Annotated in this window: 3 protein-coding genes; all 3 read left to right on the plus strand. The window is 75.0% G+C overall.

All coding sequences use genetic code 11. From position 1 onward, the window contains the following. Positions 1 to 144 precede the first annotated feature (144 nt). Positions 145 to 7,260 (plus strand): amino acid adenylation domain-containing protein, encoded by a 7,116-nt coding sequence (locus ACFV61_RS12275; RefSeq protein WP_380491462.1) that lies wholly within the window; start codon positions 145 to 147, stop codon positions 7,258 to 7,260. A 135-nt stretch (positions 7,261 to 7,395) separates the two neighbouring features. After that, positions 7,396 to 8,442: an SAM-dependent methyltransferase gene (locus ACFV61_RS12280; protein ID WP_380491463.1), complete on the plus strand. Its 1,047-nt coding sequence runs from the start codon at positions 7,396 to 7,398 to the stop codon at positions 8,440 to 8,442. Beyond that, positions 8,442 to 8,875 (plus strand): aminotransferase class I/II-fold pyridoxal phosphate-dependent enzyme (locus tag ACFV61_RS12285; RefSeq protein WP_380491465.1); only part of this gene is annotated, 434 nt, incomplete at its 3' end. The genes ACFV61_RS12280 and ACFV61_RS12285, both read left to right, overlap by 1 nt.

Here is an 8,875-nt window from a genome sequence, read left to right on the forward strand (position 1 = left end):
CGCGGCCCCGTCCACCGCAGGACGCGCGCCCGCCGCCGGCCCGGCCGGCGGCGCGGCCCGCCGCGTCCCGCGACCGCCGAACCCCACCAGCCACACCAGCCCCAGCAGTCACAGCACCCGTAAGTCGCCAGTCGGAGGCAGACCTTGATCCCGTTGTCGTTCGCCCAGCAGCGGCTCTGGTTCATCGAGCAGTTCGAGGGCCCGAGCGCCCTCTACAACACGCCGTTCGCCCTCCGGCTGACCGGCGAGCTCGACGCCGCCGCCCTCGAAGGCGCGCTGTGGGACGTGGTGGCCCGGCACGAGGTGCTGCGCACCGTCTTCCCGACCACCGACGGCCAGCCCCACCAGCACATCCTCGACCAGGGGCGCCCGCCGCTGCACCGGGTGCCGGTGGCCGACGAGGCCGAGCTGTCCGAGCGGCTGCGCGCGGACGCCGGGCAGGTCTTCGACCTCGCCGCCGATCTCCCCGTCCGCGCCTGGCTGTACGCCCTCCCCTCGCCGGGCGAGCACGTCCTGCTGCTGCTGACGCACCACATCGCCAGCGACGGCTGGTCCGTCGCCCCGCTCTTCGGCGACCTCGCCACCGCCTACGAGGCCCGGCTCGCCGGCACCGAGCCGCAGTGGGAGCCGCTGCCGGTGCAGTACGCCGACTACACCCTCTGGCAGCGCGAGCTGCTCGGCGAGGAGGACGACCCCGAGAGCGTCGTCTCCCTGCAACTCACCTACTGGCAGCAGGCGTTGTCCGGCCTCCCCGAGGAGCTTGCGCTCCCGTACGACCGCCCCCGCCCGACCGCGCCCACCCGCCGGGGCGGCGCCGCGGAGCTGGAACTCGACGTCGAACTGCACACCGCGCTGGCCGAGTTGGCCGGCACGCAGAACGCCAGCCTCTTCATGGCCCTGCAAGCCGCCGTCGCCGCCCTCTACACCCGCCTCGGTACGGGCACCGACCTGCCGATCGGCACCGTCGTCGCCGGGCGCACCGACGAAGCCCTCGACGACCTGGTCGGCTTCTTCGTCAACACCCTGCTGCTGCGCACCGACACCAGCGGCAACCCGAGCTTCCGGGAACTGCTGGACCGCGTCCGCCGCACCGACCTCGACGCCTACGACCACCAGGACATCCCCTTCGAGCGCCTGGTCGAACACCTCAACCCCACCCGCACCGCCGGCCACCCCCTCTTCCAGTCGCTCGTCACCCTGAACACGGAGCGGGCCGGCGATCTCGCCTTCGGCCCGGTGACGGCCCGGCCGGTCGAGGCCGGCGAGGCCCAGGCCCAGTTCGACCTGAACTTCAACTTCGTCGAGCACCTCACGGCGGACGGCGACTGCCTCGGCGTCCGCGGCGCCGTCGACTACGCGGCCGACCTCTTCGACCACGCCACCGCGACCGCCCTCGCCGAGCGGCTGCTGCGCATCCTGCGCGCCGTCGCCGCCGACCCGGACGCCCCGATCGGCAGCATCGAGATCCTCGACCCGGCCGAACGCGAGCACCTGCTCACCGGCTGGAACGGACCGACGGCCCCGGTGCCCGACACCAGCCTGCCCCGGCTGTTCGAGGCCCAGGCCGCCGCCACCCCCGACGCCCCCGCCCTGATCACCGACGCCGAACAGCTCAGCTACGCCGAGCTGAACGGCCGCGCCAACCGCCTCGCCGCCCTGCTGCTGGCGCGCGGCCTGACCGCCGAGCAGCCGGTGGCGGTGCTGATGGAGCGCTCCGCCGGGCTGCTCACGGCCGTCCTCGCGATCGCCAAGGCGGGCGGCACGTACGTCCCGCTGGACGACCGCTACCCGCTGGACCGGCTCCAGCACATCCTCACCGACACCCGCACCGGCCTGCTGCTCACCGACCCGGCCCACCACGGGCACCCGGTCCTCGCCACCGGCGGCTTCACCACCGTCGAGGTCACCGACGCGCTGCTCGCCATGGCCCCCGAGGCGGGCGACCCGGCCGTGCCCGTGCACCCCGGCCAGCTGGTCTACGTGATGTACACCTCGGGCTCGACCGGCCTGCCCAAGGGCGTCGCCGTCACCCACCGCAACGTGGTGGACCTGCTGGGCAACCAGCACTTCCGCACGGGCCACCACGAGCGCGTCCTGCTGCACTCGCCCACCGCCTTCGACGCCTCCACCACCGAGATCTGGGCGCCGCTCGTCACCGGCGGGGCGATCGTGCTGGCCGAGCCCGGCGAGCTGGACATCCGGCGCCTCGCCGAGACCATCACCACCCACCGGGTGACCCTGGTCCAGGCGCCGTCGGGCCTGCTGCGGCTGATGGCCGAAGAGACGCCGGAGGCCTTCCGGGCCGTCCGGCAGGTGTGGACCGGCGGCGACGTCGTCCCGCCCGAGGCCGTCCGCCGGCTGTTCCAGGCGTGCCCGGACACCTCCGTCGTCGCGGTCTACGCGCCCACCGAGACGACGGCCATCAAGACCACCTTCACCATGACCCCCTCCTCAGCAGTCCCGAACGTGGTGCCGATCGGCCGCCCGCTGGCCAACACCCGGACGTACGTACTCGACACCGCACTGCAGCCCGTACCAGCCGGCGTGGCAGGCGAGCTGTACATCGCCGGCGCCGGACTCGCCCGCGGCTACACCGGCCGCCCCTCCCTCACCGCCGAACGCTTCGTCGCCTGCCCGTTCATCGCCGGTGAGCGGATGTACCGCACCGGCGACCTCGCCCGCTGGACCACCGACGGCATCCTGGAATTCCTCGGCCGCGCCGACGACCAGGTCAAGATCCGCGGCTTCCGCATCGAACTCGGCGAAGTCGAAACCGCGTTCACCGCCCACCCCGCCGTCGGCCAAGCCCTCGCCCACGTCCGCGAAGACCAGCCCGGCGACAAACGCCTCGTCGTCTACACCACCCTCGCCAGCACAGGCGCGGACACCGTCACCGCCGGCGAACTGCGCGCAGCTGTCACCGACACCCTCCCCAGCTACATGCTCCCCGCCGCCGTCGTCATCCTCGACACCCTCCCCGTCACCGCCAACGGCAAAGTCGACCGCCGCGCCCTCCCCGCCCCCGACTACACCGGCACCACCGAAGGCCGCGCCCCCCGCAACACCACCGAACAAACCCTCTGCGAACTCTTCGCCGACGTCCTCGGGTTGACCACCGTCACCATCGACGACCGCTTCTTCGACCTCGGCGGCCACTCCCTCCTCGCCACCAAACTGGTCAGCCGCATCCGCGCCGCCCTCAGCACCGAACTGCCCATCCGGGCCCTGTTCGACGCTCCCACGGTGGCCGCCCTGGCCGCCGTCCTACCCGCCTCCGGCGCGGCCCGCCCGGCCCTGCGGCCCGTCGACCGGCCCGAGCGCATCCCGCTCTCGCCGGCGCAGCAACGCCTGTGGTTCATCGAGCAGTTCGAGGGCCCGAGCGCGCTCTACAACACCCCGTGCGCGGTGCGCCTGACCGGCCGGGTCGACGCCCCCGCCCTCCATGCCGCGCTGACGGACGTCCTCGACCGCCACGAGGTGCTGCGCACCGTCTACCCGACCACCGACGGCCAGCCCCACCAGCTGATCGTCGAGCGCACCGAACTCCCGCTGCACACCGTGTCGGTGGCCACCGAGGCCGAGCTCCAGGCCGCCCTGACCGAGGCCGGCGGGCAGGTCTTCGACCTCGCCCACGACCTGCCCGTCCGCGCGACGCTGCTCTCCCTCCCGCACGACGAACACGTCCTGCTCGTCCTCATGCACCACATCGCCACCGACGGCTGGTCCGTCGCCCCCCTCCTGCGCGACCTCGCCACCGCCTACGAAGCCCGCCTCGCCGGCACCGCACCGCAGTGGCAGCCGCTCCCCGTGCAGTACGCCGACTACGCCCTCTGGCAGCACGAACTCCTCGGCACCCCGCAGCAGCCCACCACCCTGCTCACCGAACAACTCGCCCACTGGCAGCAGACGTTGTCCGGCCTCCCCGAAGAGCTTGCGCTCCCCTACGACCGCCCCCGCCCGACCGCGCCCACCCGCCGGGGCGCGGCGGTGGAACTGCACCTGGACGGCGAACTCCACGGCGCCCTGGTCGAGTTGGCGCAGCAGAGCCGGGCCAGCGTGTTCATGGTGATGCAGGCGGCACTCGCCACCACGCTGGGCCGCCTGGGCGCGGGCACCGACCTGCCGATCGGCACCGTCGTCGCCGGGCGCACCGACGAAGCCCTCGACGACCTGGTCGGCTTCTTCGTCAACACCCTGGTGCTGCGCACCGACACGTCCGGCGACCCGAGCTTCCGGGAGCTGCTGGAGCGCGTCCGGATCGGCACCCTGGACGCCTTCGGGCACCAGGACGTGCCCTTCGAGCGCCTGGTCGAGCTGCTCAACCCGGCGCGCTCGACGGCCCGGCACCCGCTCTGCCAGGTGATGCTGACCTCGGGCGGCGACGCCGGACAGATCCGCCTCGGCGGCCTGCCGGGCCGGGTCGAGGCACTGGATTCGGACCTCGCCAAGTTCGACCTGACCTTCGCCTTCGGCGAGACCTTCGACCGCGACGGCGCCCCCGCCGGGCTGGATCTGTCGGTCGAGTACGCCGTCGACCTGTTCGACCGGGCCACGGCGGCGGCGACGGCCGCGCGGTTCGAGCGCGCCCTGCGCGCGGTGCTGGCCGACCCGGACCAGCGGGTGGGCCAGGTGGAGATCCTGGCCCCGGAGGAGCGCGGGCAGCTGATCACGGCCTGGAACGACACCGACCACCCCGTCGCCCCCGCCACCTTCCCGGCGCTCTTCCAGGCCCAGGCCGCCGCCCGCCCCGACGCCGTCGCCCTCGCCTTCGGCGCCGAGCAGCTCACCTACGCCGAGCTGAACGGACGCGCCAACCGCCTCGCCCGGCTGCTCACCGCACACGGCGCGGGCCCCGAGCGGTTCGTCGCGATCGCCCTGGACCGCTCGACCGAGCTCATCGTCGCCCAGCTCGCCGTCCTCAAGGCCGGCGCGGCCTTCCTCCCGCTCGACCCGCGCTACCCGGCCGACCGCATCGCCTACATGCTCGCCGACGCCGCCCCCGTCCTGGTCCTCACCACCGGTGCGGTGGCCGCCGGTCTGCCGGCCGACAGTGCCGTCCCGCGCCTGCTGGTCGAGGACCTCGACACCTCCGGCCACCCGGCGCACAACCTCACGGACGCCGAACCTGGTACCGCCACCGCCCCCACCCCCGACGCCGCCGCGTACGTCATCTACACCTCCGGCTCCACCGGCCGCCCCAAGGGCGTCGTCGTCCCCCACACCGGCCTCGCCTCCCTGATCGAGAGCCAGCGCGAGAGCCTGGCGCCCACCCCCGACAGCCGCGTCCTGCTGTTCGCCTCCCCCTCCTTCGACGCCGCCGTCGCCGAGCTCAGCATGGCCCTGCTCACCGGTGCCCGCGCCGTCCTCGGCACCGCCGACCAGCTGCTGCCCGGCCCGGCCCTGGCCGAACTGATCGCCGAGCAGGGCGTCACCCACGTCACCCTGCCGCCCACCGCCCTGGCCGTCCTGCCCCCCGACGCGCTCGCGCACGTCGAGACCCTGGCCGTCGCCGGGGAGGCCTGCCCGCCCGACCTCGTCGAGCACTGGTCCGCCCGCCTGCGGATGGTCAACGCCTACGGGCCGACGGAGTCCACCGTCTGCGCCAGCATGACCACCCCGCTGTCCGGCCGGATCGCACCGCCGCTGGGCCGGCCCATCCTGAACACCCGGCTGCACGTCCTCGACGCCGCCCTGCGGCCCGTCCCCGCCGGGGTCGTCGGCGAGCTCTACCTCGCGGGCGCCGGCCTGGCCAGGGGCTACCTCAACCGGCCCGGCCTGACCGCCGAGCGCTTCGTCGCCAACCCGTACGACGCCCCCGGCAGCCGGATGTACCGCACCGGCGACCTCGCCCGCCGCCGGGCCGACGGCTCCCTGGAGTACCTCGGCCGCACCGACCACCAGGTCAAGGTCCGCGGGTTCCGCATCGAGCCCGGAGAGATCGAGGCCGCCCTCGTCCGGCACCCCTCCCTCGCCCAGGCCTTCGTCCTGGTCCGCGAGGACCGCCCCGGCGACCGGCGCCTGGTCGGCTACGCCGTGGCCCGGCCCGGCCAGACGGTCGACCAGGCCCTCCTGCGGGCCCACGTCGGCGCGACCCTGCCCGACTACATGGTGCCCTCCGCCGTCGTGGCCCTGGACGCCCTCCCCCTCACCGCCAACGGCAAGGTCGACCGCCGCGCCCTCCCCGCCCCCGACACCGCCGCCTGGCCCGGCGCCGGGCGGGCGCCCGGCACGCCGCAGGAGGAGGTGCTCTGCGGGCTGTTCGCCGACGTGCTCGGGCTCGAACGGGTCGGAGTGGACGACAACTTCTTCGAACTGGGCGGGCACTCGCTGCTGGCCGCCCGGCTGGTCGCGGGGCTGCGGGAGCTGGTCGGCGCGGGCGAGGGGATCGGGGTCCGCACCGTGTTCGAGGCGCCGACCGTCGCCGGGCTCGCCGAGCGGCTCGCCCGGGGGCCGGGCGCCGAGAGCTTCCCCGTCCTGCTGCCGATCCGCACCCGGGGCTCGCGCCCGCCGCTGTTCTGCGTCCACCCGGCCGCGGGCATCAGCTGGGTGTACACGGGGCTGCTGCGCCACCTCGACGCCGAGCAGCCGATCTACGGCCTCCAGGCCCCGGGCCTGGCCGATCCGAGCCACCGCCCTTCCTCCGTCGCGGAGTTGGCGCGCGACTACCTCGCGCAGATCCGCGCCGTCCGCCCCGAGGGCCCGTACGCCCTGCTCGGCTGGTCCTTCGGCGGGGCCGTCGCCCACGCGATCGCCGCGCTGCTGCGCGACCAGGGCGAGGAGGTCCGGCTGCTGGCCCTGCTGGACGCCTACCCGGGCGCCGGCGAGGCCGGGCCCGAGCAGTGGCGGGACGACCCGGCGCAGCTGGCGGTGATCCTCGACTCGCTCGGCCACCCGGCCGGGGAGATCGGCGCCTGGCCCGAGGACGAGGACGGCTACGCCGAGCTGGTCCGGCACGGCGAGGGCCCGCTCGCGGGCCTCAGCGGCGCCGCGGTGGCCCGGGTGGTCGCGGTCTTCCAGGCCAACGCCGAGCTGGCGCACGCGCTCCCGCTGCCCGGCTACGACGGCGACGCGGTGGTCTTCACCGCCGCCAAGGACCGCCCGGCCGACGCCCCCGACCCGGACGGCTGGCGCCCCCACGTGGGCGGCCGGATCGACGTCCACGAGGTGCCGAGCACCCACGGCGCCATGACGGGCCCCGAGGCGCTCGCCGTCATCGGCCCGGTGCTCGCCGCCCGCCTGACCGCCCGACCGGCCTCCTGACCGACCGGCCTCTGACCGGCCTCGCGACCGGCCTCCTGACCCGCCGACTTTCGCATCCCTTCCGACCGCAGGCCACCGACCTGCACCCACCGCGCGGGCCGCACCCGGCCCGCCCACCGAGAAACGGACACCACCATGACCACTGCCGCCATCCCCGACACCTGGCGCGGCGTCACCCCGTCGCCGATCACGTCGACCGACGCCTATAACGGCTTCATCGCCGCCAACGTGATCTTCGCGCTGGACCGGATCGGCGTCCTGGAGAAGCTCGGGCGCGGCGAGCCGCTCTCGGCCGTCGAGGCCACCGCCCAGGGCGGCGACACCGCCCGGACCGAGGCCGTCCTGCGCGCCGCCGCCGACTGCGGCTACGTCAAGGCCGACGGCGCCGCCTACGTGCCCACCGAGGTGGGTCTCGAAGTCGCCGCCGCACGCGGCTACTTCACCTGGGCCGTCGGCGGGTACCACGACGTGTTCGGCCGCGCCGGGCACCTGAGCGCGGGGACGCACCGCTACAGCGAGGACGTCCTGCGCGACGAGGCGATGGTCGCCCTCGGCTCCGCCCAGTGCGACCAGTCGCTGTTCGCCGCGCAGCTGACCGACGTGCTCTCCGGCATCGACTTCCGCACCATCGCCGACCTGGGCAGCGGCACCTCCGCCCGGGTGCGCCGGGTGGTCGGGCAGCGCGAGGGCACCCGGGGCCTGGGCATCGACATCAGCCGCCCGGCCACCGACATCGCCCGCCGCGACATCGCCACGGCCGGGATGCAGGACCGCGTCACCGCCGTCCGGGCCGACGTCCTGGGCCTGCTCGGCACCCAGATCGACAACGACGCCGAAGCCACCGAGGTGGCCGAGGTCGACACCGTGATGAGCTTCTTCCTGCTGCACGACCTGCTGGCCGACCCGGCCACCCGCTCCTCGATCTTCACCCGGATGCGGGAGGCCTTCCCGAAGGCCCGCACCTTCGTGCTCGGCGACACCATGCTGCGCGGCCCGGGCGAGTCCCAGAGCGCCCTGCCGGTCTTCTCGGTCGGCTTCGAGCTGGCGCACGCGATGATGGGCGTGCCGCTGCACACCAAGGAGACGTACGAGGAGCTGTTCACCGACGCCGGGCTGCGGATCGACCGCGTCGAGGCGCTGGCCACCCCGCACTCCTGGCTCTACGTCCTCCAGGCCGACTGATGGCCGCCGCCCCCGCCGCCAGACACCTGCTGGCGCAGAACGAGCACCCGGGCCCGCCGCTGCCGTCCGTCGTGGCCGCCCTGGCCGCGGCCGCCGGCGACCTGCACCGGTACCCGGACTTCCGCCCGCAGCGGATCGAGGGGATCATCGCCGGCTGGCAGGGCGTCCCGGCCGGCCAGGTCGTGGTCGGCCACGGCTCGGCGGGCGTGGCGCTGGACCTCTTCCACGCCGTCGTCGAGCCCGGCGACAACGTGGTGCACTCGGCGCCCTGCTTCGACGCGTACCCGCTGTTCTGCGAGATCGCCCGGGCCGAGGCCCGGGCCGTGCCCCGGGGGGCGGGCGCCCCCCCCCCCCCCCGCCCCGCGCGGGCGGGGCGGGGGGGGTGCGGCGCCCCACGCGCGGGGTGTGGGGGGGCGCGCCCCACCCCCCCCCC

It is taken from the genome of Kitasatospora sp. NPDC059817 (genome assembly GCF_042731835.1).
Lineage (GTDB): Bacteria > Actinomycetota > Actinomycetes > Streptomycetales > Streptomycetaceae > Kitasatospora.

What these genes read in the sequence shown, in the direction of transcription:
- ACFV61_RS12280 (WP_380491463.1), top strand. Translation starts at nt 7,396, where the DNA reads ATGACCACTGCCGCCATCCCCGACACCTGGCGCGGCGTCACCCCGTCG.